This is a genomic window from Gracilibacillus sp. Marseille-QA3620, from assembly GCF_054950035.1.
Window position 1 is genome coordinate 2,636,066 of record NZ_CM143102.1, and the last position, 24,869, is coordinate 2,660,934.

General features: G+C 44.2%; 31 protein-coding genes. 8 read left to right on the forward strand and 23 right to left on the reverse strand.

Annotation, left to right across the window (positions count from 1 at the left end):
- Positions 1 to 22: 22 nt before the first annotated feature.
- The 4 genes from sigF to ACY8DX_RS13335 all read right to left on the reverse strand — a co-directional run bounded on the left by sigF (position 23) and on the right by ACY8DX_RS13335 (position 2,883).
- Positions 23 to 781, reverse strand: coding sequence for an RNA polymerase sporulation sigma factor SigF (sigF, locus tag ACY8DX_RS13320; protein WP_049670510.1), 759 nt, complete (start codon positions 779 to 781; stop codon positions 23 to 25).
- Between the two features lie 12 nt (positions 782 to 793).
- Positions 794 to 1,240 (reverse strand): anti-sigma F factor, encoded by a 447-nt coding sequence (gene spoIIAB / locus ACY8DX_RS13325; RefSeq protein WP_049670509.1) that lies wholly within the window; start codon positions 1,238 to 1,240, stop codon positions 794 to 796.
- Positions 1,237 to 1,593 carry an anti-sigma F factor antagonist gene (spoIIAA, locus tag ACY8DX_RS13330; protein ID WP_049670508.1) on the reverse strand — a complete coding sequence of 119 codons (357 nt, stop codon included), beginning with the start codon at positions 1,591 to 1,593 and terminating at the stop codon, positions 1,237 to 1,239. Before spoIIAA ends, spoIIAB begins: the two co-directional genes overlap by 4 nt.
- 111 nt (positions 1,594 to 1,704) lie before the next feature.
- Positions 1,705 to 2,883: a D-alanyl-D-alanine carboxypeptidase family protein gene (locus ACY8DX_RS13335; RefSeq protein WP_462405375.1), complete on the reverse strand. Its 1,179-nt coding sequence runs from the start codon at positions 2,881 to 2,883 to the stop codon at positions 1,705 to 1,707.
- A gap of 228 nt (positions 2,884 to 3,111) precedes the next feature.
- Between ACY8DX_RS13335 and ACY8DX_RS13340 the strand changes: the two genes are divergently transcribed.
- Positions 3,112 to 4,224 carry a nitric oxide synthase oxygenase gene (locus ACY8DX_RS13340; protein WP_439803212.1) on the forward strand — a complete coding sequence of 371 codons (1,113 nt, stop codon included), beginning with the start codon at positions 3,112 to 3,114 and terminating at the stop codon, positions 4,222 to 4,224.
- Positions 4,225 to 4,318: 94 nt separating this feature from the next.
- On the opposite strand, the gene ACY8DX_RS13345 is transcribed toward ACY8DX_RS13340, so the two are convergent.
- From ACY8DX_RS13345 to spoIIM, 6 genes are all read right to left on the reverse strand, one after another.
- On the reverse strand, positions 4,319 to 5,140 hold the full coding sequence (locus ACY8DX_RS13345; RefSeq protein WP_439803211.1) for a purine-nucleoside phosphorylase: 822 nt from the start codon (positions 5,138 to 5,140) through the stop codon (positions 4,319 to 4,321).
- A 15-nt stretch (positions 5,141 to 5,155) separates the two neighbouring features.
- Positions 5,156 to 6,331: a phosphopentomutase gene (deoB, locus tag ACY8DX_RS13350; protein WP_462405376.1), complete on the reverse strand. Its 1,176-nt coding sequence runs from the start codon at positions 6,329 to 6,331 to the stop codon at positions 5,156 to 5,158.
- Between the two features lie 381 nt (positions 6,332 to 6,712).
- Entirely contained in the window at positions 6,713 to 7,603 is an 891-nt protein-coding gene (gene xerD, locus ACY8DX_RS13355; protein WP_439803209.1) for a site-specific tyrosine recombinase XerD, read from the reverse strand.
- Between the two features lie 6 nt (positions 7,604 to 7,609).
- Positions 7,610 to 7,840, reverse strand: a complete 231-nt coding sequence (locus tag ACY8DX_RS13360) for a YqzK family protein (RefSeq protein WP_049670502.1) — start codon at positions 7,838 to 7,840, stop codon at positions 7,610 to 7,612.
- A 106-nt stretch (positions 7,841 to 7,946) separates the two neighbouring features.
- Positions 7,947 to 8,432, reverse strand: coding sequence for a ferric iron uptake transcriptional regulator (gene fur / locus ACY8DX_RS13365; protein WP_049670501.1), 486 nt, complete (start codon positions 8,430 to 8,432; stop codon positions 7,947 to 7,949).
- A gap of 172 nt (positions 8,433 to 8,604) precedes the next feature.
- A complete protein-coding gene (gene spoIIM, locus ACY8DX_RS13370) occupies positions 8,605 to 9,246 on the reverse strand; it encodes a stage II sporulation protein M (RefSeq protein WP_049670500.1) in 642 nt (213 codons plus the stop codon).
- Between the two features lie 160 nt (positions 9,247 to 9,406).
- On the opposite strand from spoIIM, the gene ACY8DX_RS13375 reads away from it, so the two are divergent.
- Entirely contained in the window at positions 9,407 to 9,967 is a 561-nt protein-coding gene (locus tag ACY8DX_RS13375) for a GNAT family N-acetyltransferase (RefSeq protein ID WP_462405377.1), read from the forward strand.
- 30 nt (positions 9,968 to 9,997) lie between these two features.
- Here the strand turns inward: ACY8DX_RS13375 and ACY8DX_RS13380 are convergent, their stop codons facing one another.
- The gene (locus tag ACY8DX_RS13380; protein ID WP_049670498.1) at positions 9,998 to 10,528 is read right to left on the reverse strand and encodes a dihydrofolate reductase family protein; all 531 of its coding nucleotides are present in this window, start codon (positions 10,526 to 10,528) and stop codon (positions 9,998 to 10,000) included.
- A 19-nt stretch (positions 10,529 to 10,547) separates the two neighbouring features.
- Positions 10,548 to 10,925, reverse strand: a complete 378-nt coding sequence (locus ACY8DX_RS13385) for a VOC family protein (protein ID WP_439803020.1) — start codon at positions 10,923 to 10,925, stop codon at positions 10,548 to 10,550.
- 155 nt (positions 10,926 to 11,080) lie between these two features.
- Here ACY8DX_RS13385 and ACY8DX_RS13390 point away from each other — a divergent pair, with 155 nt between their 5' ends.
- Both ACY8DX_RS13390 and ACY8DX_RS13395 read left to right on the forward strand, forming a co-directional pair.
- On the forward strand, positions 11,081 to 11,587 hold the full coding sequence (locus ACY8DX_RS13390; RefSeq protein ID WP_462405378.1) for a GNAT family N-acetyltransferase: 507 nt from the start codon (positions 11,081 to 11,083) through the stop codon (positions 11,585 to 11,587).
- Between the two features lie 88 nt (positions 11,588 to 11,675).
- The gene (locus tag ACY8DX_RS13395) at positions 11,676 to 12,131 is read left to right on the forward strand and encodes a hypothetical protein (protein WP_462405379.1); all 456 of its coding nucleotides are present in this window, start codon (positions 11,676 to 11,678) and stop codon (positions 12,129 to 12,131) included.
- A gap of 76 nt (positions 12,132 to 12,207) precedes the next feature.
- Here ACY8DX_RS13395 and ACY8DX_RS13400 read toward each other — a convergent pair whose 3' ends face one another.
- From ACY8DX_RS13400 to ACY8DX_RS13410, 3 genes are read right to left on the reverse strand one after another with little or no spacing between them, the layout of a single operon-like run.
- Positions 12,208 to 12,684 (reverse strand): 8-oxo-dGTP diphosphatase, encoded by a 477-nt coding sequence (locus ACY8DX_RS13400; RefSeq protein ID WP_462406944.1) that lies wholly within the window; start codon positions 12,682 to 12,684, stop codon positions 12,208 to 12,210.
- A gap of 54 nt (positions 12,685 to 12,738) precedes the next feature.
- Positions 12,739 to 13,914, reverse strand: coding sequence for a TIGR00375 family protein (locus tag ACY8DX_RS13405; RefSeq protein WP_462405380.1), 1,176 nt, complete (start codon positions 13,912 to 13,914; stop codon positions 12,739 to 12,741).
- Positions 13,914 to 14,465 carry an NUDIX domain-containing protein gene (locus tag ACY8DX_RS13410; RefSeq protein ID WP_049670493.1) on the reverse strand — a complete coding sequence of 184 codons (552 nt, stop codon included), beginning with the start codon at positions 14,463 to 14,465 and terminating at the stop codon, positions 13,914 to 13,916. Before ACY8DX_RS13410 ends, ACY8DX_RS13405 begins: the two co-directional genes overlap by 1 nt.
- A gap of 81 nt (positions 14,466 to 14,546) precedes the next feature.
- On the opposite strand from ACY8DX_RS13410, the gene mciZ reads away from it, so the two are divergent.
- Together mciZ and ACY8DX_RS13420 are read left to right on the forward strand one after the other, a co-directional pair.
- Positions 14,547 to 14,681: a Z-ring formation inhibitor MciZ gene (mciZ, locus tag ACY8DX_RS13415; protein ID WP_082197061.1), complete on the forward strand. Its 135-nt coding sequence runs from the start codon at positions 14,547 to 14,549 to the stop codon at positions 14,679 to 14,681.
- A 58-nt stretch (positions 14,682 to 14,739) separates the two neighbouring features.
- The gene (locus tag ACY8DX_RS13420; protein ID WP_462405381.1) at positions 14,740 to 15,660 is read left to right on the forward strand and encodes an aldo/keto reductase; all 921 of its coding nucleotides are present in this window, start codon (positions 14,740 to 14,742) and stop codon (positions 15,658 to 15,660) included.
- A 133-nt stretch (positions 15,661 to 15,793) separates the two neighbouring features.
- Here ACY8DX_RS13420 and ACY8DX_RS13425 read toward each other — a convergent pair whose 3' ends face one another.
- Together ACY8DX_RS13425 and ACY8DX_RS13430 are read right to left on the reverse strand one after the other, a co-directional pair.
- Entirely contained in the window at positions 15,794 to 17,296 is a 1,503-nt protein-coding gene (locus ACY8DX_RS13425) for an aminotransferase class V-fold PLP-dependent enzyme (protein ID WP_462406945.1), read from the reverse strand.
- Between the two features lie 353 nt (positions 17,297 to 17,649).
- Complete coding sequence (locus tag ACY8DX_RS13430) at positions 17,650 to 17,907, reverse strand: YqkE family protein (protein ID WP_462405382.1); 258 nt, start codon at positions 17,905 to 17,907, stop codon at positions 17,650 to 17,652.
- Between the two features lie 131 nt (positions 17,908 to 18,038).
- On the opposite strand from ACY8DX_RS13430, the gene ACY8DX_RS13435 reads away from it, so the two are divergent.
- Together ACY8DX_RS13435 and ACY8DX_RS13440 are read left to right on the forward strand one after the other, a co-directional pair.
- Positions 18,039 to 18,680 carry a class I SAM-dependent methyltransferase gene (locus tag ACY8DX_RS13435; protein ID WP_462405383.1) on the forward strand — a complete coding sequence of 214 codons (642 nt, stop codon included), beginning with the start codon at positions 18,039 to 18,041 and terminating at the stop codon, positions 18,678 to 18,680.
- A gap of 110 nt (positions 18,681 to 18,790) precedes the next feature.
- A complete protein-coding gene (locus tag ACY8DX_RS13440; RefSeq protein ID WP_462405384.1) occupies positions 18,791 to 19,714 on the forward strand; it encodes an alpha/beta hydrolase in 924 nt (307 codons plus the stop codon).
- Here the strand turns inward: ACY8DX_RS13440 and ACY8DX_RS13445 are convergent.
- The 6 genes from ACY8DX_RS13445 to ACY8DX_RS13470 all read right to left on the reverse strand — a co-directional run bounded on the left by ACY8DX_RS13445 (position 19,711) and on the right by ACY8DX_RS13470 (position 24,705).
- Positions 19,711 to 20,625, reverse strand: a complete 915-nt coding sequence (locus ACY8DX_RS13445) for a DMT family transporter (protein ID WP_462405385.1) — start codon at positions 20,623 to 20,625, stop codon at positions 19,711 to 19,713. The two genes, ACY8DX_RS13440 and ACY8DX_RS13445, sit on opposite strands and share 4 nt — an antisense overlap.
- 128 nt (positions 20,626 to 20,753) lie before the next feature.
- Entirely contained in the window at positions 20,754 to 21,797 is a 1,044-nt protein-coding gene (locus tag ACY8DX_RS13450; protein WP_462405386.1) for a hypothetical protein, read from the reverse strand.
- Between the two features lie 94 nt (positions 21,798 to 21,891).
- A complete protein-coding gene (locus ACY8DX_RS13455) occupies positions 21,892 to 22,089 on the reverse strand; it encodes a DUF5316 family protein (protein ID WP_231589595.1) in 198 nt (65 codons plus the stop codon).
- Between the two features lie 76 nt (positions 22,090 to 22,165).
- Positions 22,166 to 22,339, reverse strand: coding sequence for a hypothetical protein (locus tag ACY8DX_RS13460; RefSeq protein WP_197089911.1), 174 nt, complete (start codon positions 22,337 to 22,339; stop codon positions 22,166 to 22,168).
- Between the two features lie 2 nt (positions 22,340 to 22,341).
- Positions 22,342 to 22,905 (reverse strand): SMI1/KNR4 family protein, encoded by a 564-nt coding sequence (locus ACY8DX_RS13465; protein WP_462405387.1) that lies wholly within the window; start codon positions 22,903 to 22,905, stop codon positions 22,342 to 22,344.
- Positions 22,906 to 24,705 (reverse strand): S9 family peptidase, encoded by a 1,800-nt coding sequence (locus tag ACY8DX_RS13470; protein ID WP_462405388.1) that lies wholly within the window; start codon positions 24,703 to 24,705, stop codon positions 22,906 to 22,908. It lies immediately after the preceding gene.
- Between the last annotated feature and the right edge of the window lie 164 nt (positions 24,706 to 24,869).

Consider the following 24,869-nt stretch of genomic DNA (forward strand, 5'->3'; position numbering starts at 1 on the left):
GGCCGCTCTTTCTTTTATTCAATCATGTATCCATTCGGCTTTTCATCTGCGATAATATCTTCTTCTCAAGCCGCGAAACCTGTACCTGTGAAATGCCCAGCCTCTCCGCTACCTCCGTTTGAGTTTGGTCCTTATAATACCTGAGATAGACGATTAATCTTTCGCGTTCATCAAGCAGGGCAATTGCCTCCTTCAAGGCAATCTTCTCAAACCATTTATTCTCCGAGTGGTCGGCAATTTGATCGAGCAGCGTAATTGGGTCTCCATCATTTTCATACACGGTCTCGTGGATGGATGAAGGAGTCCTGCTCGCTTCCTGCGCCATGATGACTTCCTCTGGAGTCAGCTCAAGATGAGCACTGATTTCCGATATGGTCGGCGTCCTTCCATATACCTTAGACAATTCATCCTTTGCCCTTCGAATCTTATTGGACATCTCCTTTAAGGAACGACTGACCTTGACCGTCCCATCATCACGGATGAAGCGCTGAATTTCTCCGATAATCATTGGAACAGCATAGGTAGAGAACTTAACATTATAGGAAAGATCAAATTTATCCACTGATTTCAGGAGACCAATAGAGCCAATTTGAAATAAATCTTCCGGCTCATAGCCCCGATTGATAAATCTTTGGACAACTGACCATACAAGCCGCATGTTTTTCTGGATGAGTTCGTCTCTTGCCTCTTGGTCACCTTGCTGGCTTTGACGAATAAGTGCTTTTACCTCTTCATCTTTGAGCTGGGCCGTCTTATTAGTCTTTTTGACTTCCACATCCATCGCATTATCTCCTTACTTGATGAAAGCTTTGCTTTTTGATAGATTTTTCATGAGCCTGATGGTTGTTCCTTCGCCCCTGGAGGATTCAATCATGATCTCATCCATGAAATTCTCCATAATGGTAAAGCCCATTCCAGAACGCTCAAGTTCAGGTTTGGTCGTGTAAAGCGGTTGTCTAGCTTCCTCGACATCACGGATGCCGATTCCTTTGTCCTTAATGGACAGCTCTACGGTTTCTTCCTCTAAGTCCATCGAAACAGCAATATAAATAATTCCTTTTGGATCACTTTCGTATCCATGGATAATGGCATTTGTGACGGCCTCTGAAACCACTGTCTTAATCTCGGTCAATTCATCCATCGTCGGATCAAGCTGAGCCACAAAAGAAGCAACCGTGATGCGCGCAAAGGATTCATTCTGGCTTAATGCTGAAAACTCAAGATTCATTGTATTTTTCATCTTGTGATTACCCCCAATCCATGCATGGCCGCTTCTTCAGAAGGCTCAAGCCGGAGTATTTTAAACAGGCCGGACATTTCAAACAAGCGCTCGACAGCAGGTGAGATTGCACATACCACCATCTCTCCTCCATAAGACTGGATTTGTCTATACCTGCCCAAAATAACCCCAAGACCTGAACTATCCATAAACGTCAACTCACCCAAATTCAGAATGATATGCCTGATTCCTTGCGTTTCGATGATTTGTGATGCTTTATTGCGCAAATCCTCCGCTGTATGATGATCAAGCTCACCGGCTAAACGGATGCATAACACATTTTGATTTGTTGCCATATCTACCGTAAGGCTCACTATACTTCTCCCCCTTTTTCAATCGCATAGTGGTGTTTTCGCTATTTAACAGCCCATTTCCTTCCGGAAGACAAAACTAGTGCTAAAACGCATTCATTCGCTTTATTTCTCTTATTCGCGCCCTGCATGTGTAAACATGCCGAAAGAACGCTTATATAGATCAAACCAAGTCGCCCGTTTGACATCTTCTGACGCTATCAGCGGCGTTTCGGATACCACCTTGTCCCCTAAAAGCATTTGGACCTTCCCTAGCTTCTCGCCCTTTGTCACTGGTGCCTGCACATCTTTATTCAAGATAATTTTTGGACGGATATTCAGCTTCTCTTCTCCTTTTTTGCTAAGAAGGGAAACCGGCTCGCTCGTAACTAAGCTGACCTTTTTCTTCTGCCCCTTCTCAAGCGTCAGCATAGCCAGCGGCATATCCTTCTTATAAATTACCCTTGATTGATACTTTGCAAAGGCATAGTCAAGCATTTGGGTCACCTGAGCGTTCCGCTCCTTCGGGTTGGCTGCCCCAAAGACAACGGCAATGACACGCATATTGTCCTTCTTCGCCGTAGCAGTCAGGCAATATTTCGCCTCATGGGTAAAACCAGTCTTAAGACCATCTACGCCAGGATAGAATTTTACCAGCCGGTTCGTATTCACTAACCAGAACTTCTTGTCTGTGTTCTCACGTAAGTATGACTCATACAGACTCGTAAATTTCGTGATTTCTTCATGCTTTAGAAGTTCCCGTGCCATCACGGACATATCATGGGCCGTTGAATAATGATCCTTTACTGGGAGCCCGGTAGCATTCTGGAATTTGGTATCCTTAAGACCAAGCTCTTTCACCTTCTTATTCATCAACTTCACAAACTCTTCTTCACTGCCTGCTAATTTCTCTGCCATGGCTACCGATGCATCATTACCGGAGCCAATCGCAATTCCACGCAATAATTGCTCCACTGTCATCTCTTCGCCAGGCTCCAAGAAGATTTGCGACCCGCCCATTGATGCAGCATATTCGCTCGTTCGCACCTTCTCGTCCATCGTAATCTGCTTCTTATCCAGCGCCTCCATTATCAAAAGCATGGTCATGATCTTCGTCATGCTCGCCGGGGAAAGCTGTTCATCTTTATTCTTCTCATAAATCACGGAGCCCGTGTTCATTTCAATGAGAATCGCAGACTTGGCATTGGGTGCAAGCTCCGATGTATTTGTTGTTGGTTTCTCTGCGGCCAATGCCGGTCCGGAAACACATAATGTAACTATCCCTATCAATAAAGCTGAAACAAACCGTTTCATGGACAAACCTCCTACTCATGATAAATTCCAGTTTTTCCAAATATTATCCTTTTATACCGGAGCAGAAGGAATTCACATACAGGAATCATCCACCCGCTTTGTGATTACATAGTAGATGAAGGAAATTTAGTGTAGATACCTATTCTTTTGAGAGTTCGAATCATTCGTTTTCTTAAGCTCATTTCGGCATAATAATCTATAAGACTGGAAGAACAGAGGAGACTTGTCATGCATTCAGAATTATTAAAAGAGGAAGCTGCCAGGTTCATTTCCAATTGTTATAAAGAGCTTGGGAAAGAGCAGGAGATCGCGAACCGAATAAAGGAGATTAAGAAGGAAATCAATAAAACGGGTACATATGAGCACACTTTTGAAGAGCTTGTCCATGGAGCGAAGATGGCATGGCGGAATAGCAACCGATGCATTGGCAGATTGTTTTGGAACAGCCTGCATGTCTTTGATGCAAGAGATGCCTTAGACGAAGATATTATTGCGGAAGCCCTCTTCCACCATATCCGCTATGCAACCAATGACGGAAGAATATTGCCGACCATTACCATATTTCACCCCCACCGTGTTCGAATCTTTAATCATCAATTAATTCGGTATGCTGGGTATGAGACAGAATACGGTACCATTGGCGATAAACAATCTATTCCCTTCACGAAGTTTTGCGAACAAATCGGCTGGGAGGGCCAGCAAGGACAGTATGATTTATTGCCTTTAGTATTTTCGATAGATGGATACCCTCCCGTGTGGAAACCAATAAAGAAAGAGCTTGTGAAAGAGGTTGAAATCGAACACCCTGAATTCTCACTCCATCACTTGAACATGAAATGGTACAGTGTTCCAATCATTTCCGATATGCGCTTGGAAATCGGCGGAATCAGCTACCATTGTGCACCATTCAACGGCTGGTATATGGGCACCGAGATTGGCGCACGCAATTTGGCGGATGAAGATCGGTATCATTTTCTGCCTGCAGTAGCAGAATTAATCGGTTTAGATACTTCGATGAACCGATATTTATGGAAGGATAAAGCACTCGTAGAACTGAATATTGCCGTCTTGCATTCTTTCAGGAAAGAAGGTGTTACCATCGTCGACCATCATACGGCCGCCGAACAATTTAAACGATTTGAACAACAGGAAGCAAAGAATGCTCGCAGAGTGACTGGAGATTGGACATGGCTCATTCCGCCATTATCCCCTGCTGCGACACATATTTTCCATCAATCCTATTCGGATGAGATTCAGACACCTAATTATTTTCATCAAGAAGCCCCCTATGAAAAATGGCTTATTGAGGGAATTCATAAATCAGGTGCAGCGAAATCATAAGGAGTCATAGCAAAAGGTCCATCCAATCCGTTTAAATACAAAAAAAGGCGCCTGCCATTAATCCTATTTAGGATTTAGCAGACGCCTTGCTTTTTTAGATTTCCATCTCGGCAACAATTCTCTTCACGAAGGAAAGGAAGGTTGCTTTAACTTTTTCAGTTGTTTCAATAACTTCATCATGAGATAAAGGCTGGTCAAGAATACCAGCTGCCATGTTTGTGATGCAGGAAATACCCAGCACCTTCATGCCGCCATGCGCTGCCACAATTACCTCAGGAACTGTGGACATTCCAACAGCGTCCCCGCCTAGGATACGCGCCATGCGAACTTCTGCAGGCGTTTCATAAGTCGGGCCAGTGAAGCCGATATAGACACCTTTTTTCACGTCAATCTGTTCTTTCTTCGCAATATCCTCCGCTAATGCCACAAGCTCTTTTGTGTAAGCACTGGACATATCCGGGAAGCGCGGTCCGAATTCTTTTTCGTTCGGCCCAATCAGCGGGTGTGCACCCATATAATTGATGTGGTCCGCGATAATCATCAAATCGCCCGGCTTGAAGCTTTCGTTTACTCCGCCTGCTGCATTTGTAACAAGGATATGGGACATCCCCATTGCCTTCATGACACGAACCGGGAAGGTTACTTCCTGCATTGTGTAGCCTTCATAATAGTGGAATCTTCCTTGCATCGCCGCAACAGTCTTTCCGCCAAGTGTTCCGATGACAAGCTGGCCTTTATGACCTTCTACCGTGGATACAGGGAAATGTGGAATTTCATTATAAGGAATGGCTACTGGATTTTCGATTTCATCCGCAAGGATTCCTAGTCCAGACCCGAGAATTAAGCCTAATTCCGGCTTTTGCCCAGATTTCTCCAGAATATAAGATGCAGCTTCATTTACCTTTTTTAACATCATCGTCTCTCCTCTAAATTAATTCAACTCTTTCAGGAAGCTTGTTCCATGCTCAGGCATTTTCACGCCGAAGTTCTCCGCAACCGTTGCACCGATATCGGCAAATGTCATACGAAGCGGAAGTTCTTTGCCTTGCTTGAATTGTTTGGAGTATACCAAGAGCGGTACATACTCTCTCGTGTGGTCTGTACCGGCATGAACTGGGTCATTTCCATGGTCTGCCGTGATGATTAATAAATCGTCATCGCGAAGTTTATCAAGCACTTCCTGCAGGCGGACATCGTATTCTTCCAGTGCTTTACCATAGCCTTCCGGATCGCGTCTGTGACCAAACAGGGCATCGAAATCGACAAGATTCAAGAAGCTTAAGCCTGTGAATTCCATATCAAGCGTCTGCACCTGCTTATCCATTCCGTCCATGTTTGAAGTTGTGCGAAGCGCCTTTGTTACACCTTCCCCATCGTAAATATCAGCGATTTTCCCAATAGAGATGACATCAAAGCCTGCATCCTTCAATTCATTCATAACTGTACGGCCAAATGGTTTCAGCGCATAGTCATGACGGTTAGGTGTACGTTTGAAGTCGCCTGGTTCGCCAACGAATGGACGGGCGATGACACGTCCTACCATGTATTCATCTCGAAGAGTAATCTCTCTTGCGATTTCACAAATTCGGTATAATTCATCAAGCGGCACAATGTCTTCATGCGCAGCAATCTGTAGAACGGAATCAGCAGAAGTGTACACAATCAATGCGCCTGTCTTCACATGCTCTTCCCCAAGCTCAACGAGAATTTCAGTTCCGCTCGCCGGTTTGTTTCCGATAATCTTGCGTCCGCTCTTCTCTTCAAGCTCTTGAATCAATTCAGGCGGGAATCCATCCGGAAATACACGGAAAGGCGTATCAATGCGAAGGCCCATGATCTCCCAGTGACCTGTCATCGTATCTTTTCCATTTGATGCTTCCTGCATTTTTGTATAATAAGCCATTGGCTTTTCAGCTTTTTCAATTCCCTTGATTTCACGAATATTGGAGAGGCCCAATTTCCCCATCACAGGCATATGTAATCCATTCATTCTTTCCGCAATATGACCCAGCGTATCCGCACCTTTATCGCCGAATCTTTCAGCATCCGGTGCTTCGCCAATGCCAACGGAATCCATTACTGTTAAAAACACACGTTTAAACTGCATCGTAATACCTCCAGCTTGCATAATTTCTTCTATTTATAGTTAGGTTACCCCATCTTTCGAGCCATAACCTTCTGTCACCATTTTTTCAATAAGGAACAACGAGGTGTCAGAGGTCTGACATCTTTATTCTACATCAAGTGTCAAGCGTTGCCAATTTAATATTCTGTGTCTATTTCCCATCCATCATTTCTCTCTAAAATAGCCGTTATCTTTACTAAGGAAGGAACTTCCGGCTGATTCCTCGAATCTTTTTCTCCCGCATACACATCCTCCCCATTTCCCCTGTCTGCAGCTCTTTAAAGGGAAAAGAGCTATTTAGCCAACCAAAAAATAAAGCCTGATGCAAGTGCTGCCATCAGACCTTGAAACCTCATCATTTTCTTACGCTCTTGGATGAAATTTGCTGTATACATCCTTCAAACGGACATTTGTGACATGTGTATAAATCTGAGTAGTGGAAATATCAGCGTGTCCCAGCATTTCCTGAACAGCACGGAGATCGGCTCCGTTCATCAGCAAATGGGTCGCAAAGGAATGCCTGAGGGTATGCGGCGTAAGCGGTTTTTGAATATTCGCCGCTTCAGCAAGCCGCTTGATGATCTTCCATAATCCCTGACGCGTGAGACGGCCGCCATGATGGTTTAAGAACAAAGCGTCCGTTTTCTCCTTCTTGTTCATCAGCTCGGGCCGGCCTTCAACTAGGTACATATGTATAGCCTTAAGCGCCAATTGGCCAACAGGAATAATTCGTTCCTTATTCCCTTTCCCAATGCAGCGGACAAAGCCCATTTCCATATGGACATTATCAATATTTAAATCTATCAATTCACTCACCCGCATGCCGGTTGCATAAAGAAGCTCAAGAATGGCCTTATCCCGCTTGCCGAATGCATCATTTGTGTCCGGCGCATCAAGCAGTGCCTCCGTTTCCTCAGGACTCAGCACCTTTGGCAGAGACTTCTGCATCTGCGGACTTTCAATATGAACAGATGGGTCTGTCTCAGCCACATGCTCCCGCAGAAGGAACTGATGAAAGGAACGAATCGATGCCGTATGGCGTGCGAGCGTCTTCGGCGATTTGCCGTCATCCTTCAGCTTAGATAGGAACTGAACAATATGTACGCGTGAAACCTCATTCCAATCAGGTATCCCTTGCTTCTTCAGGAATTTACGGTAAGAATCCAAATCACGCTTATAGGACAGTAATGTATTTTTGGCCAGCCCTTTTTCAATCGTTAAGTAATGCATGAAATCCTGCAATTGATCTTCCATCTTCCATTACTCCCCGTTCAAATAAAATAGAAAGAGCCTGTCTTTCCATCCGGTTTCGCCTGTATCGTGAACCGATTGGAAAACCTTTACGGCAGCTCCTTTTGGCTCTTCATAACGATGATAGCCTTCGTATTCCTCATTAAACCAAACGATGGCAAAGTAGAACAAAAGTGTGAAACCAACAAACATAATGAACACCTTGCCTGTTTGCCAAATGAACCCAAACAGCTTCTTCATAATCTCCTCCGGCCTTTTTTATCAATTTATGCCAGAGAAGACAAGTTTTATACATATTCAGGCCGATTAAAAGGATAAAACCTTTCCAGGTAAGCGGAAAGGCTCATTAAACATGTGATTTAGAGGACTCAGATTCCTCTTCCCCTTTTGCCTTCTTCTCAAGACAGCGATGGCAAATACCATGAAAGGTAAGACGGTGGTCCTTAATTTGAAAATGGTATTTCTCTTCAACAACCGCTTCAACATCCCCAAGTAGATCCTCGAGAATCTCGTCAACGGCTCCACATTCTATACATACAAGATGGTGATGGAAATGGGCTGCCCCTTCCTTACGCAGGTCATAACGGGAAACGCCATCACCGAAATTTATCTTATCCACGATTTTCAATTCAGTTAATAATTCAAGTGTTCTATATACAGTTGCCAAGCCAATCTCAGGAGCCTTCTCTTTTACGAGCAGATAAACATCCTCTGCACTTAAATGATCCTCTTCATTCTCGAGCAAGACTCTGACTGTGGCCTCTCGCTGCGGCGTCAGCTTGTAACTTGAAGAATGCAATTGCTTCTTTATTCTATCTATCCTTGATTCCAATCTATTTCCTCCTCGCCGCTTTAAGTCCCCATGCGGAAACCTGTAAAAAAATTTTGATAAAGCACATAAAGCGAGCTTTCAGTCCTTCTTATAGTATAACAAAAATACTGGTTGATTAAAATATAATAATTATAAACAATAAACAATAATTAGTCTAATTTTATAATCATTCTCAATTAAATCCATCTATCACAAGCTTCATGAATCCTGGCGAAAGGAATGCTTCAATCAATCCCGCCACAATCACTCCGCCCATGACAACAGCCAAAAAGAAGGTATACTGCATAAGCAGCGGCTTTATTGGCTCCCGTCCCGTCTTAAAGAACTGTCTTCTGATCATTTTGATACAAATAATCACCGCACAGGAAGCAAGCAAGATGGTCGATGGAACGAGAATTATATTCTGAGGCAAAACAGAGACAGCCGCAAGCAAAAAGCCGTGCCAACCTGCCTGATTGACAAGAAACCCGACCGTAAACCCGATAACAATCCCCTTAACGAACAGTAAAATGAGAATAATTGGCAGACCGATAATGGAGATTCCAAGAATCCACATGAGGATAAAATACTTTGCATTCTCCTTCACACTGTAGAAGAACATTTCACCGGAAGCGGATACCTTGCCTTGCTTAAGCTCCCCAAAAAACTGTGACAAATAGTAAAAGAGGTCCTCTTTCTGAATGAGTGACAGGCTGTTCACAATAACTGCTCCAAACACAATCCCCATCATAAATAGCACCGTCACAAAGATAAAGATAGACCGATAATCTTTTAATGTAATGAATACCGCTCTCCGGTAATAGCTCTTCTTCACGTAGACCCAGCTCCCTTTCGCTCGATTACTAGATTCTATGTTTTTAGAAGGCTATGTATTCTAGTAAATTTTAAAAGATAGTAGTCAGAATATATGGTATAATCTGTTTACTTTTACGAATGATGCCGGGTAATGCCGGCACGAGCAGGGGGAGAAAAAAATGAATCCAATCTTAGTGGACATTCCAGAAAGAATAGAAGGAGAGCGAATCTATCTTCGCACATGCAAGCCGGGCGACGGCCCTATGATCTATGAGGCCGTGATGGCATCGCTGGAGGAGCTGAAGCCTTGGATGCCATGGGCAAATATGACACAGGCGGAGGAATTGACAGAAGCCAATGTCCGCGAATCATTTGCCAACTTCATCCTGCGTAAGGACCTCAGGCTCAATATTATGCGAAAAGCAGACGACGCCTTCCTTGGCTCAACAGGCCTGCACCGCATTGACTGGGATACGCGGAAGTTTGAAATAGGCTATTGGGTAGATAGCCGCTATGCAAAGAACGGCTATGTAACAGAAGCTGTCAATCTGCTCACCCGCTTTGCCTTTGATGAACTGAACGCCAATCGGATTGAGATTCGAGTGGATACAGAGAACACGGCATCCCGCCGCATTCCAGAAAATAACGGATTTACCCTTGAAGGAATCCTGCGTCATGACAGCTATGATTCGCCAGGCACCGCCCTTAGGAGCACATGCGTTTATTCCAAAATCCGTTAGATCACTGGGCGCTCTCATAGCGCCCATTCTTTATTTAACCTCGTAGGAAAGCTCCACAAATTGATTGAACGGTCTTACTCGCTTCAGGACAAGAGCCGTTTCTACATCACCTTTTCCAAAAAGCGGCGTCCCCTTTCCAAGTATGACAGGAGCAATGGTCAAGATGAGCTCATCCACAAGATTCTCCTTCAAGAAATCATGCAGCAGCTCTCCGCCTCCCATGAGCCAAATGACTTTTCCCTCCTCACCCTTCAGCTTCTTTACCAGCTGAGCAGGCGGTTCATTCACAAAGTTCACGTATTCGGTATTTGCTTTAGCAGAACGCGTAAACACAAAGCAGTCCTTGCCCTTATAAGGAAATTCTTCCTTCTCATACTTCATGATCCAGTCGTACGTTTTCCTGCCCATGAGAATCGTATCCACAGTATCGTAGAATTCACCGATTCCATTATCCCCTTCACCTTCCACCTGAAAGAGCCATTCTAAAGATTCATTCTCTCCTGTAATATAGCCGTCCAAGCTTGTCGCAATAAATACGGTGCATTTTCGTTTTTCTTTCAATTATGTATCCTCCTTGTCATTATGAACTCATCGGCTCAACCACCCAGAGCTTATATCCATCCGGGTCAGCAATCACTGCTTCCTTTACGCCCCATTCACGAATGATCGGCTCTTGTACAATCCTTCCACCTAACCCTCTGATAGCCGCTATAGCTGCCTCAGCATCATCCACCTGAAAATCCAATCCGATTCCATAGTCTGCCGGCTCGGGCTCGGCTGTGCTATGCAGCATCAAGCTTACCCTTTCTTTTCCTGTCCCAATCGAGAAATAGGCCATCCCTTCCTCCTCCTGTTCCAGCGCAAGGCCAAGTACATCCCGGTAGAAACGGATGGAACGCTCCAATTCCTTTACATGCACGACGATCATATTCATCTTTTCAATGACAAATTCCTTCAAAGAAATCCCCTCATTTCATTTCTATCATACTCTTATACTGTTCTACCAATATCGGATATTTCCTCCTCTAAACGACATGCAATCTGATCATAGAAAAATGGTATAATAGTCATAAATTTCGAATCATCGTCATCATTTATAAAGGAGGCGAAATCATGAGAATAGAGACGGAAAGACTCATCCTCAAACCCGTTTCTGTCCAAATGAACGAAACGGCTTTGAAGCAAGGGTACAACAGCGGTTCACATATCGACTTATACTTAGGAGAGCTGGAAAAGGACCAAAGCCAGCAGAATTGGGGGCCATGGTTTGTCATGCTGAAAGAGAACGGCCAAATCATTGGAGATATTGGATTCAAGGGACGCCCAGCTGAAGAACGTATGGCCGAAATTGGCTATGGCTTTGTTGAAGAATACCGGAATCAAGGTTTTGCGACCGAATCTGCCCGTGCCCTGATTGATTGGGCATTCAAAACGAATGAAGTTCAATTTCTCGTTGCCGAAACAGCTAATGACAACCTCGCTTCCATTCGGGTACTTGAAAAGCTTGGGATGGAAAAAATCTATGAGGCAAATGGAATGATTTATTGGCAATTGCTGAAAGAGGGTATACATAAAAGCCTCATCATTCAAGATGATCAAGTTGTGGAAAAGGAGCTGTAGTAAGGCTCCTTTTGCCTATTTTAATAGCAGGCTCTGTGCAAGCAAATCTAGTATAATGACCTTAGAGAATTGAATGGAGGTTTGTTCAATGTCACGCATTCAATTTTTAGCCTCGTCCAGGCCATTAAATATCCTTGAGGAAATAGCGGAATATAATGATAAAGATTCGTATGATTCAGATATGTATTTTTCCGTGCACGATACAGATGAATACTGGTACGATATTCTGAAGCCCATTATCACCATGCCTTATATATACGAGGCTCATGGTCTGGATCAGCCCTATTTCTTTGTTTATTTAGAAAAATACATGGAGCTAGGCGATGTTTTCGAGCTATATGAGATACCTGTTCAGCATTGGTATGAAGAATCTATCCAGCGTGTTCTTGAAAAACCAGAGCCAATATTAATCAACATTGGCCAATACACCTACCAAAATCAATTTGGAACATATCAGCTTACCCCCCAAAAATGGGCAGAAGAACTCAGCCATCGAACAATCGTTTCGGAATTTGGCGTAACTACTATTGTGAAATATGACTAATGCTAGATCCATAAAAACTGAAAAAGTCAGCAGAATCCGCATGAAAAGGTATGTTCATAAATCTAATCATTGAGATTCATGTTTTCTTTATGCTTACGCTGCCTTCTTGATTCTTCTCTTCATCCCAAACAACATGAATTTCAAAGGTTCCATCTTCAAAAAACAAAGGGAATCGCCTTTTGATTGAGGGCTGCATCGGGAGATTGACCGCTTCATCCTTGTGAATCCAAACCGGCTTGCCTTCGCGCGAATCTTCCAGAAGTGTCCCGCTATAGTTCTTCGTTAAATAGTTGAAAATCATGTACCGGTCATTTTTTGCTGGATTCACGTACTCATAGATCCCTTTGTATTGGAGATGGCTCACTTCCAGCCCCGTTTCTTCCTTCACCTCTCGAATGGCTGCTTCTGTTAAGCTTTCAGGAAACTCTACTTTCCCACCCGGAGGGATAAACCCTTTAAAATCATCATGCTGCCTGTCGAGCAGCAACACATAGTCTCCCTTTTGAACCATGCAGACCGTCCAGAATTGAACATTTATCTCCACCCCATACATCCCCTTTACATAAAAAAGGTTCAATCCAAAAGAATTGAACCTCCAAAGCATTCGTTATTCATGAATCACTTTACCGTATATACCGCCACCGCCTTTTTGCAAAGCGAGACGGCCTTCCCTTGCCTGCTGAATCAGTCTGGCTATCTTCTCCGGCACGACCTCTGACAGCTCCTCAAAGGTGGCTTCATGGATGACTGCCATTTCTGACCCAAAGCGGGCAATGAGCTTATCCAGCGTTTTCGGCCCAAGTCCTGGCAGGAATTCAAGCGGGATGTGATGAATATAAGGCGGCCGATTTACTGCAGCCTCCTCCCCATCTCGGTCCGAAAGCTCCTGAATCCGCTCAGCCACCCCTTTTGTCACATGCGTAGAGCCGCAATACGGGCATCTAGCCTGATAGGCTTCAAGCGTTTCCCCGCAATTCTCGCAAACCGTTTCATGGTATTTCCCGAGATAAGGATTCAATCCGTAGTTAGCAACAATCCTGCGGCCATCTTCCCCGCGAAGCGCCTTTACCCATTCGTCAAAGCTTGGCTTTTCCAAGAGCAGCTGCTGGTATTCCCGTGCAAGCTTCGGCAAGGAATGGGCATCACTATTCGTCAAGAAAGGATAGGCATCAAGCTCACTTAAATGGGAGGCCATAGCGGTATCGGCGCTAAGGCCTAATTCAACCGCATCAATAAGTTCAGGACGAAAGATCTCTGTGAGTGATTGATGGACACCTTTTCCGAACATACTTTTATGCGGCGTGAAGATATGAGCTGGGATGAACAGGCCGCCGAGCTCTTTCACCTTCTCCTGCAGGACGGTTCCCTGCTCATAGATTCGCTGTGAGCTGAGCGTAATGTTCTTCACTCTCTCAGAGAACCAGTTCGAGAAAAGCACCATTTGTGCTAGATTCGAGAAGAAGGCAAGCACATGAACCGGCCCCTTGCAATGTTCATCATTGATTTCAATCTCGCTTCCCGGAATTAATACCGTTCCGTCCTTATAGCGCAGGCCTCCTTCTGGAAGCTCAGCCAATTCCCCCTTTTGAATAAGCAGTCTAAGCTCCTCAATGACCTCCGGAACATGGCAATCAATTACCCCGACCATATCAAGCCCCTTCTTGTTAGCCGCATAATCCAAGATGCTTTCAATCGTTAACGAGCGTGCGCCAGTGATTTTAACCGGACGGCCGCTCATCGTTCTCCCCACATGTATGTGAAAATCCCCGTAATAAATGTTCATTACTTCGATAGCGCCTCTTGCAATTGCAAGTATTGAATAGCGTACGCCGTCTTCGCGTCTTGAATTCTCTCTTCCTTAATGAGCTCAAGCGCCTCCTCAAGCGTAACCTCCATCAAGTCTACGAATTCATCTTCATCAAGGCCCTTTGCATTCTCTTTCTTCTTCAAGCCCTTCGCCACATAAATATGTATAATTTCATCCGCAAATCCAGGGGATGTGTACAGGGAAATCAGCTTATCCATGGATTCACACTCATAGCCGGTCTCTTCTTCCATCTCGCGCATCGCACAAGCGAGCGGCTCTTCACCCTCATCTAATTTTCCGGCCGGGATTTCCACAAGCGGTTTTTCCATTGGCTTACGGTATTGCTCTACTAGAACAATTTTATTGTCATCCGTCACCATGATAATCGCCACTGCCCCTGGATGCTTAATTAATTCTCTCGTAGAAGTCTTGCCATTTGGCAAAAGGACCTCATCGACACGGACATCCAAGATGCGTCCCTTGAAGATTGGCTTTGTGCTGACGGTTTTTTCTTCATATTTGTACATACTGATTCTCTCTCCTTTTTGGTCTAACAAGTGCATTTGTTCATATATTCTACCATATAGCATGTCCAAAGGGGTGGGACAATGAGAGTGAAAATTAGTGGAAATCAAATAATTATGAGCGGGAAAGCCTGGGAGGTACGGGCAAAGCTGCGGGAATACAGCCAGAAATATGTCTATGTTCTTGACATGATACGCGATGCTCAACGTATAAAATGACGGATCGCACTCCTTTCGTTACAATAGAAGCAATGACAACGATTGAAGGAGTGATTTCATGAATAAACGGCAATTGGGTCAATCCGGCCTATATGTCTCTGAAATGGGACTTGGCTGCATGTCACTTGGAACAGACGAAAAGAAAGCTGCCTCCATTCTCAGCGAGGCGCTTGATTCAGGCATTAATTATTTCGACACAGCTGACCTGTATGATTTTGGTGTCAACGAGGAAATCGTCGGTAAGGTCTTAAAGCCGCACCGAAATGATATCATTCTCGCCACAAAAGCCGGAAACCGCTGGAACGAGGAAAAAACAAGCTGGAACTGGGATCCTTCAAAAGCCTATATTAAACAAGCGGTCAAGGACAGCCTCCGCCGGCTGCAAACCGATTATATCGATTTGTACCAGCTTCACGGGGGAACATTAGATGACCCAATCGATGAAACGATTGAAGCATTCGAGGAATTAAAGCAGGAGGGACTCATTCGGGCATACGGCATTTCCTCCATTCGTCCGAATGTCATTCACGAATATGTACAACGTTCCGGCATCGTCTCAAACATGATGCAATATAGCCTTCTTGACAGGCGACCGGAGGAATGGTTCTCGCTGCTCGAGGGGCATCATGTCAGCGTGATTGCTAGAGGTCCGCTTGCCAAGGGACTTTTATCCGAGAAAATGCTCGCCAAGGCCTCTTCTAAAGTGCGTGAAGAAGGCTATCTTGATTATTCTTATCAAGAGCTTGAGGAGCTTCTTTCATCCATTAAAGAAACACTGGCAGAGCGCACGATGAACGAGATTGCCTTCCAGTACGTGCTCTCTTCACCAGCGGTCGCAGCCGTCATCCCTGGGGCCAGCAGTCCAGAACAGCTCTGTGAAAATGCGGCCGCCATTAAAAGCAAACCATTGAGCGAGAAAGAAATTGGTCTGCTCCGCTCCCTTACAAAGATGAGCAAATATGAAGCCCATCGCGTCTGATACGCAGAGGCTGGAACATAACTAAATTTGCTGTGTCCAAAACATTAAACCAACTAAAAAAAGCCGAACTATTATGAATCATGCTTAAACAGCACCTATAATAGTTTGGCTTTTTATTGTCCTAGCCTCTTATTTATACATAAAACAGCCAGTCGAAATCCTCCCGATGCAAATCCTGATAGAAATAATCATTTGTCTGCGAATCATACACATATTCCTGCTTCCACTCATCCAAATGATTCATAATCGACCTCATCGCCAGCAGGAATTCATACGCTTCCTTATTCGTCATGACCGGGTGCATGGAAAAGCGAATCCAGCCGGGTTTTACCGATAAATCTCCTGCCTCTACAGCCTCCATAATCTCATTCGATTGTTCCTTAGAAATATTAAGCAGGCAATGTCCGTATGTCCCTGCACAGGAGCAGCCTCCGCGAACCTGGATACCAAAGCGGTCGTTGAGCAGCTTCACGATTAAATTATAATGGACGCCCGGAACCATGAAAGAAATAATACCTAACCGGTCCTCCTCCTGCCCTTCAAGTACATGGATTCCCTTAATTGCCTTTAAGCCAGGCAGAATGACCTTTAGCAATTCCTTCTCCCGAGCGAGCATCTTCTCAACCCCCATCTCTTCCTTGAGTCTAATGCATAATGCGGCTCTGATGCCCTGCAGGATTCCTGGTGTCCCGCCGTCTTCCCTGACCTCAATCTCATCGTAATAGCTATGTTCCCCCCACGGATTCGTCCATTTCACTGTACCCCCGCCAGGATGGTCTGGTATTTGGTTATGATACAAGGATTGATTCAATACCATCACGCCGCTCGTCCCTGGTCCGCCGAGAAATTTATGGGGAGAAAACACAATTGCATCAAGCGCCTCAAGCGGGTCGCCGGGATTCATATCCATCTTTACATATGGAGCGGATGCTGCAAAATCAACCAGACAGATGCCATCATGCTCATGCATGATACGGGCAAGCTGGTGATACGGTGTCATCAAGCCGGTCACGTTCGAGCAAGCGGTGAACGCACCAATCCTCAGCGGCCGCTCTTTGTAGAACGGAAGCAGCTCTTCTAATGCAGCAGGGTCAATCTCTCCGTTCGCCCCCTGCGGAAGGACAACCACATCACAAACCGTCTCAAGCCATGATGTGTGATTAGAATGGTGCTCCCTATGCGTGATAAACACAACCGGCCGGTCCTCACAAGCCAGCTGTATCTGTGGCATCCATGCCTCTGGAATGCGCAGCCCAAGCATCCGCTGCAGCTTATTGATCACAGAGGTCATTCCAAATCCGTCGAAAATAAGTGCATCTGTTTCAGATGCATTGACATGCTGCTTGATAATCTTTTTCGCATGATGATACGCATTCGTCATAAATGAACCCGTCTCATTAGACTCCGTATGTGTATTCGCCATGAAAGGCGCAAACTCTTCAAGGATCTTCGCTTCAATCGGCCGATATAGACGGCCGCTCGCCGTCCAATCCGCATACATAATCGGCATTTCCCCATATGGCGATTGAAACGTCTGATTGATGCCGACAATCCCTTTCCTATACACCGAGAAATGCTGTTCCAGCTCACTAAACCATTCTACTGTCTGATCCCCAATTCGGGCCGAGAGCACCATCTTTTTCACCTTCAATCCACAATCAGTCATTGACAGTATATGTGCGGATGGGGAAAATGACATTGTCATGAAAAGGAGGCGTGCAGAAAGGTTTTTTAGCAAAAACTACGACTAAAACCACGCTCAGCTTGTTTGTTTTGACTCTTGAAGGATGGAGGAGCTCTCATCTTTGATCGGAATTATTGCGAATTCTCGGTTTAAGGGCGAAATCATCTCATTTATGGGCGAACGGCAAAATTTATGGGCGAAAGAAATAGCTTATGGGCGGAATTTCTGCGGTATGGGCGATTCCAGTCTCGCCTTAAAAAACAGTAAAGAGACGAAGAATTCCTTTCCCCGTCTCTTCCTATTGCTCATCCCTTGAACTTCTTCCAGTTCAGATTACTTTCATTTAACAGCTCTTCAAAGCTTTTGTTCTTTTCCCTGCGCTTGCGCTCTTCACGCTTCTGTCGCTCCGCCTCTTCCTGGCGTTTCTTTTCAGCCTCTTCCCATTCGCCCTTCTTCTGACGCAGCTTCCCTAATACATCATCATTGAGCAGGTCGCCAAGATGAAGGCTCGTATCCTCTTGTTTGGCAGCCGGTTTTCGCTGCGATTGTTTTTTTCTTGCCATAATGCTGTTCTTACTCCTTTTTTCTTACAGTATATCATTCTATGCCTTGTTATTTTATCAGATTGGACCGCACGTTAAAACTCCTTATTCATATAGATAATGTATGAATAATTAAAGGAGATGAGCAGCGGATGGGCAGGGAATTTGATCAATTATTTGATGAGTGGGCACCTACCTATGACGAGACAGTTTCAGGCGTTGACCCTGAGTATGCAGAAGTGTTCATGCATTATGAGGATATCTTGAATGCCGTCAGCTCGAGGGCAAGCGGTCATGTTCTTGAGTATGGTGTGGGCACCGGCAATTTGACTGAAAAGCTATTAAAGAAAGCAGAGCTGATTACGGGTGTGGAGCCTTCTGCTGTGATGCGGAAGATTGCCAGCACTAAATTACCTTCTGTTCCTGTCCTAGACGGCGATTTCTTGCATATCCCTCAAACAGACCAGCCAATAGACACCATTGTAAGTACTTATGCCTTTCATCACTTAACAGACGACGAGAAGGAGCAGGCCATCGCCCTTTACTCATCGGTATTGGCACCAGGCGGGAAAATCATCTTCGCCGATACGATGTTCCCATCCAAGGAAGCCCTGCTTAAAACCATTCATAAAGCAGACGCGGTTCATTACGATAGACTGGCCGAGGATTTGCGAACAGAATATTATACGACGATTCCTTTTCTGCAATCTGTGCTGGAAAAGCATCATTTCCGCGCTACCTTCCAGCAGCTCAATCCATTCGTCTGGCTGATGGAAGCGGTCAAACAATCATAAACTGTTCACTTAGATTCCTTTCTTTTCATTCTCATCTTCAGTTTGATTATTTTCTTTCTCTTAAGGAATGATAAACTATTGCTATATAGAAAGAATCGGAGGGATCTCATATGAAGAAAAAGAAAAAGTGGCTCGCTCTTGCGGGAGGAGTCGCTGCTTACATAACCGGGGTTGGTCTCTTCGCCTCCAGCCAAATCATGTACATGAAGAAAAAAGAGATTGATTTCGTTTTAGACCGGGAAGTACAGGCTGGCCGCTATGACCCAGAGACATTCAAAAACATCCCTCAGGAGGAAAAATGGATTCAATCGAAGCATGGCTATCGCCTGCACACCCTCTTCGCCGAACCAAATCCAGGTTCAAAAAAGTGGATGATTTTCGTTCACGGCATCACCGAGAATAAATATAACTCGATTCGCTTCCTTCGCCTATTCACGAAAAGAGGCTTCAATGCCGTGATTTATGACCACCGCCGCCACGGCCAGTCAGAGGGAAAGACGAGCAGCTATGGCTTTTATGAAAAGGATGACCTTCAGTCAGTCATCCAACAGTTAAAGGCAGATAAAGGAGACGATATCCTTATTGGGATTCACGGTGAATCAATGGGTGCCGCCACCCTCCTGCTGTATGGAGGAATGAAACCAAAGGGAGCTGATTTCTACATAGCTGATTGCCCGTTCTCCGAATTCTCCGAACAGGTCGCCCATTTAATTAAACGGAATTATCATCTGCCGAAATGGATGATTCTTCCCTTTGGCGATTGGTGGCTGAAACGGCGGGACGGCTATTCCTTAAAGGAAGTGTCTCCGTTAAAGGCAGTCGAAAACATTGACGAGCCTGTCCTATTTATCCACACCTTAGAGGATACCTTTATTCCGCCCACTATGAGTGAGGAGCTTTACGAGCACAAAAAAGGGCCTAAGCAATTAGTCCTTCTCGAGAAGGGCGCCCATGCTCAAGCCTTCAACATCAATCCAGAGGAATACGAAAAAGCAATAGATTCCTTTTTGGATACGTATGTCCCCCGCGCCTAGTGTGCGGGTTTCTTTATTTCCTTTTTTGCTCCTGTAATCGATAAGAATACAATGAAGAAAATCATGAGCGCTATGCCTGTTAATTGCCACACCCGTATGATTGTTCCGAACCAACAGACAGAGATCAACATCGAGGTTAACGGTTCAACGCTTGATAATACACTCGTTTCCACAGCCGAAATATAATGTAAGCTCATTAAAAACAGGACAAACGCAGTTGTACTAAGAAAGACTAACGCAAGCATCATCAAGAGAATCACCGGCTCCTTTAATAGCTGCCATTCATCCGATGTCCAAATACGACCGATGAAGGCTAGGACCGCACCTCCAATAACCATTCCCCAAGCAACGATTTGCAGTACACCCCATTTCGCCATAAGCCGTTTCGGATATAAGGTGTAAAACGCATAGGCAAGCCCGAGCACAACTCCCCATATCAAAGCTGTTTTACTCACTAGCAGCGATGACAGCGACCCATTCGTTAATAGTAAAAACAATCCGAAAAGCGTTCCCGCAATCCCAATCACCTGATTTTTTTGAGGCCATGCTTTATAAGCAGCCGATAGATAGGCGATGATAAAAATCGGCGCTAAAAATTGCAATAAAGTCGCAACAATAGCGTTACTTTCATCGATTGTACGAACGAAGGAGTAACTGAAAAGAGCCATACCAAGAACAGCAAATAAAAGCAGCTGCAAACGCCACGTTCGTTCCTTCCAGATCGCCAAAACCGATTTCCTTTGAACATGCAATACCGTTAAAATAATTATTCCCGCAGTCATCAATCGAATGGAAAGCATAAATATAACCGTCATTTCGGTATTATGCAGCAGCCATTCCATCATTGGACCCGTCGCTCCCCAAAACACCGAGCCAATGACAATCATCAAAATTCCTTTTAAACGTTCCACCAAAATCATCCTTCACCTATGTACAATCAAACCTATGCTGACAATACTCTCAGCGGAGAATATTATAGCATGATAAAAAAAGACAACCTAGCAGTCTTTTTAATAATTTTGGATGGATGAATGGTGTTTCAAACCAATATATAGCTAAATGCCCCATTCTTTGGTTTCGTGATTACACCCTTATCTATCAGACTATCTGTTATATATGTATAAAGAAAGTGATAATACCAAATGAAATATTCTTCAAAGGTAGTTTTGTTCTCGTACGTCGATAGATTGTGCGCTTCAATAAGCGCCGTCCTTTCCTTTTCCAACACGTGAATTAAATCCTCTGTTAGAATACGAGCCACGTTGATCAATAATTTATAATCTTCATTTGTTATAAGAGGGACCATTACATGATCATTCATCAGATAAATTTTTTCCATTCCCTTTGTCATAATTGAATCAATCTCGACTCCGGTTCTTATCCTCTTGATTAATTGACCTTCGTTTGAGATATGCAGCTCACTTTTTATTTCTTCATCATTCATCGTAATAAAATTCTTCGTACTATACCGGTCATTCCCATACATACATAAAGAAAAGTCACCGAAACCTTCACAATGATTCCCATAGATTCCAAAGGGTTCTTTTACAGCCGATGTTTTTTGCATTAACGAAAAATAATACCTGCTGCCATTTCGGCTTGGACGCTCACTTTGCAAAAAGTATTTCTCTACATAATCAATTTGGATAAAGTCTAGCATAACTCCGCTAATAATAAAGAAAGATAGCTCCTCAAATTGATAGGCGGCCAATGATTCTATTAGGCCTGTCTTTGTCCGAATTTCATCAAGATGATCAACTATTAATTTCTCTATCTTGCTGCCCGCCACTTTGCTGAGTCGATAAAATTCATCGCCTTCTTTTTGGGTAATGCAAGGAAAGGATAATACATATTCTCTCCCCTCTTCCTTAATAAGCCCTTCTCTCACCAGTTCATCTATTTTTAATTCAAACTCTCGCTCACTAATACCTAAATGACTCATTATTTCTTCTTTCTGAATTTGATGATGCAATAAGACACAGAGTTTATTAAGATGACCGTCAGAAAAATCGACCGATGGAAAATGATTGCCTTTAGAAATGATTTTATTTTCAAAATCACCAGCTGATATAAAGTTATACAATACTTTCAGTCCCCTTTAATAAATTCAATCGAACCCGTACACTTCGAAGATTCCGAATATACTGCCTGATAGCCACTCTGAAGACTACTAAACCTTATAAAACATAAATCAATCCAGCCACACCAAAAGAAACCAGCCCAACCAAACCGGAAATCATCGCTGTCTTTAAGCGGAAATTTCGTTCTTCTTTCGTTTCAACATGAAAATTTGCCCTATATTGCCGTCCATCCGTCCACGCTCCTATCGAAATACCCGAAATGAAGAAACCGATGGCACCAATAATCAAGAACACTGTCAATGGTTTTCCCCCTTACCGCTATTAAAGCCGCAAACATCTAATCTTCCTTGTTTGCGGCTTCCAGAGTATCCTATTCCTCTATCTTATTCATCGAGGTCTTCAATGCCCCCTGCTGGTCAAGATAAATATCCAAGAATGTTCCATCTGTAAATTTCATCACGACCGCCATATCTGTCACTACGATTTCTTCGACCGTGCGCCCTTGTATTTTTTCGGGCGTCACCTGGAACCTATTCATTTCCATGATTATAATCCCTTTCTCTTGAGCTTATCCTCATTTGCGCTAGTATAAATCGGCCACCACCAAAACTTCGCTCCTTGGCAAACGACAAAACGATCAACCCACAATTCAAAGTTAGATTCCAATGGTCTCGCTTCATCAAATTGGTCGATATGTCCTTTCCAGAAGAGGTAGTTTCCCTCATTTTGTGAAACACATGTTGAATGGATGACGATATTATCCTGATAGATATAGGCGATATCATAACAGCCCTCATATTCATCATATCCTTGATTGTACTCGATGATTTCTTCCAGGCTGTACAAATCTACCTCTCCTCCGTATTCCACATCGTCAAACAAACGGCATCCATTCGTGATTTTCAAGAATTCTTTATAATCCTTCGGCAGAATGTATCCGGTCTCCGACTCAAATTGTGCTATTTCTGCATCGGTTGCTGGCGGATTGAATGTACATGTGGCATTGTATACATGCCCCTCTTCCGTTTGCACTTGAATGACCTTCCCGCCATCAAATCTTTTCTTTAGAGAAGAGATTGTCTGCTTCACCATATCCCCTGTTCTTTCCACTTACACATTCACCTTCCGCCCAGCATGCTCCTCCATAAACGCCAGGATCCGTCTGAAGACGGCTATCTCGTTTTCTTTCTTCGCAAATCCATGCCCCTCATCCTCCATGACGATGTAGGTAATGTCTCGGCCCTTTTCTTTCAGTGCTTCGACGATTTGGTCGGATTCAGCCTGAACGACACGCGGGTCATTCGCTCCTTGCACAACGAGCATTGGCTTCGTCATTTGGTCAACATAGGTGCTTGGGGAGTATTCTATCAGCTTCTCACGGTCTTTTTCCGGATGTCCTACCCATGCATCCATGACAGGCTTCCAATCTTCAGGGACAGAGCTGATGAAGGAGAATAGATTGGACGGCCCGCATACATCAATGACAGCCTTGAAATAATCAGCATGACGCCCGTGTAAGAGCAAGCTCATATAACCGCCATAGCTTCCACCCATCACGATAAATTCACCTTTCGATCCATAGCCCTGTTCGATGAGCCAATCAAGGCCGGCAATATGATCAAGGCGAGGTCCTGCTCCCCATGCCCGTTCAACCATTTTGGTAAAAGCTAAACCATATCCAGTGGAGCCACGGAAATTCGGCGCGAAGATGCTATAGCCATTGCTCAAGAAATATTGGAAGATAGCATTAAATGATTTTCGTTCTGCGTGCTGCGGTCCCCCGTGCGGCCACAGGATAATTTCTCCTTTATCATACTCTTCCTTCGGCTGATAAAATAAAGCCTCTATCTCCAATCCATCAAAGGATGGATAGGTCACGACCTTCGGAGCGATGAAATCCTCCTCTGCCACGCCGGCCATCTTGTTTCGAGTAAGCTGCACCCATTCCCCTTGCTCATGTTTATAAATGTTTCCGAGCTTTGTTGAGCCTCGGCCCAAAAGATAAAGGCTGCCTGACTTAGCGACGACTAGCTTCCCAATCAAATCACATGGAATCTCTATTCTCTCCCATGTGCCATTCTCTAAATAATAGGCATACAGTCTATCCTCCACGCCCTTTTCAGCTATGATATAAAGGATTTGGTTTTCCTTATCATACGTCAGAGTCGTGAATCCCTCTTTTGACACTTCCTTCACCTTCGTAAATGTCTTTGTCTCTAAATCAAATTTGGCAAGGTACGAGAAATCTGCCTCATAGTCTGTTACGAGATAGACTTCTGTCGGTGAGACAAGCACAGCAAAGCTAACGGTATGTTCTTGATCGGTTGGAGGCGTCAATAAAATCTCTTCATCCCCAACCTTTGCATAGTAAAGGGAATTTGTATTGGTGAAGTGCTTGGAATAAAGGATGGTTGTTTCATCCTCGCTCACTTCAGCTATGTACGTGGTGCCGCCGCTTCCCTCAAGGACCGTCGTCTCTTCGCCGGTACGGAGGTCTAAGCAATAGCTGTTAAGATAGCTCGGATTTCCTTTCGAGGAGGTATAGTATAGACGCTCTCCATCCTTGGATAATAGCGGATTGAAATTACGGGTGTTTTCCTGATAGACGACTTGCTTTAATGCTCCCCCATGCGGCTTAAGCGCATAAAACTGGGTATTCTCATCACCATCCTGATCAAAGCCGGCAATCACGAATCTGCCTTCTTTGTCATACAGCAAGCCTGCACTTGGCTGATCATTAAATGTCAGCCGGTACGGAAATGCATTCGGTAAATCCATGCCCCAAAGATTGTATTTCCCGCTGAAGTTTGAACAGAACAAGAGCTGTTTTTCATCTGGACTGACAGCAAAATCGATAATCGATATAGACTGAAGCAACTCTTCTACATCTGGCTTTGGAAATGTAAACATATAACTCCCCCTCATCCTTTTCCTTACATCATATCAAAATCCCCTAAATATTTACTTATATTTTTTAGAATTTTCTCATCTTTTTTGTTACTAGTTAAACCTGGATAAAAAGGGGCGTTAGATGGACATTCTTTTCCTCCCGCCCATAAACTGACATTATTCTC

Bases quoted from the DNA above. Each gene is read 5' to 3' on its own strand.
- ACY8DX_RS13395 (WP_462405379.1), top strand. From the start codon at position 11,676: ATGTCACGCATTCAATTTTTAGCCTCGTCCAGGCCATTAAATATCCTT.
- ACY8DX_RS13470 (WP_462405388.1), bottom strand. From the start codon at position 24,705: ATGTTTACATTTCCAAAGCCAGATGTAGAAGAGTTGCTTCAGTCTATA.
- ACY8DX_RS13425 (WP_462406945.1), bottom strand. From the start codon at position 17,296: ATGGTGCTCTCGGCCCGAATTGGGGATCAGACAGTAGAATGGTTTAGT.
- ACY8DX_RS13405 (WP_462405380.1), bottom strand. From the start codon at position 13,914: ATGAACATTTATTACGGGGATTTTCACATACATGTGGGGAGAACGATG.
- ACY8DX_RS13345 (WP_439803211.1), bottom strand. From the start codon at position 5,140: ATGATGTTAAAAAAGGTAAATGAAGCTGCATCTTATATTCTGGAGAAA.
- ACY8DX_RS13420 (WP_462405381.1), top strand. From the start codon at position 14,740: ATGAATAAACGGCAATTGGGTCAATCCGGCCTATATGTCTCTGAAATG.
- ACY8DX_RS13335 (WP_462405375.1), bottom strand. From the start codon at position 2,883: ATGAAACGGTTTGTTTCAGCTTTATTGATAGGGATAGTTACATTATGT.
- xerD (WP_439803209.1), bottom strand. From the start codon at position 7,603: ATGGAAGATCAATTGCAGGATTTCATGCATTACTTAACGATTGAAAAA.
- deoB (WP_462405376.1), bottom strand. From the start codon at position 6,331: ATGCAGTTTAAACGTGTGTTTTTAACAGTAATGGATTCCGTTGGCATT.
- ACY8DX_RS13400 (WP_462406944.1), bottom strand. From the start codon at position 12,684: ATGTATGGGGTGGAGATAAATGTTCAATTCTGGACGGTCTGCATGGTT.
- ACY8DX_RS13375 (WP_462405377.1), top strand. From the start codon at position 9,407: ATGAATCCAATCTTAGTGGACATTCCAGAAAGAATAGAAGGAGAGCGA.
- sigF (WP_049670510.1), bottom strand. From the start codon at position 781: ATGGATGTGGAAGTCAAAAAGACTAATAAGACGGCCCAGCTCAAAGAT.
- ACY8DX_RS13390 (WP_462405378.1), top strand. From the start codon at position 11,081: ATGAGAATAGAGACGGAAAGACTCATCCTCAAACCCGTTTCTGTCCAA.
- ACY8DX_RS13440 (WP_462405384.1), top strand. From the start codon at position 18,791: ATGAAGAAAAAGAAAAAGTGGCTCGCTCTTGCGGGAGGAGTCGCTGCT.
- spoIIAB (WP_049670509.1), bottom strand. From the start codon at position 1,240: ATGAAAAATACAATGAATCTTGAGTTTTCAGCATTAAGCCAGAATGAA.
- ACY8DX_RS13410 (WP_049670493.1), bottom strand. From the start codon at position 14,465: ATGTACAAATATGAAGAAAAAACCGTCAGCACAAAGCCAATCTTCAAG.
- ACY8DX_RS13435 (WP_462405383.1), top strand. From the start codon at position 18,039: ATGGGCAGGGAATTTGATCAATTATTTGATGAGTGGGCACCTACCTAT.
- mciZ (WP_082197061.1), top strand. From the start codon at position 14,547: ATGAGAGTGAAAATTAGTGGAAATCAAATAATTATGAGCGGGAAAGCC.
- ACY8DX_RS13430 (WP_462405382.1), bottom strand. From the start codon at position 17,907: ATGGCAAGAAAAAAACAATCGCAGCGAAAACCGGCTGCCAAACAAGAG.
- ACY8DX_RS13360 (WP_049670502.1), bottom strand. From the start codon at position 7,840: ATGAAGAAGCTGTTTGGGTTCATTTGGCAAACAGGCAAGGTGTTCATT.
- ACY8DX_RS13340 (WP_439803212.1), top strand. From the start codon at position 3,112: ATGCATTCAGAATTATTAAAAGAGGAAGCTGCCAGGTTCATTTCCAAT.
- ACY8DX_RS13460 (WP_197089911.1), bottom strand. From the start codon at position 22,339: ATGGAAATGAATAGGTTCCAGGTGACGCCCGAAAAAATACAAGGGCGC.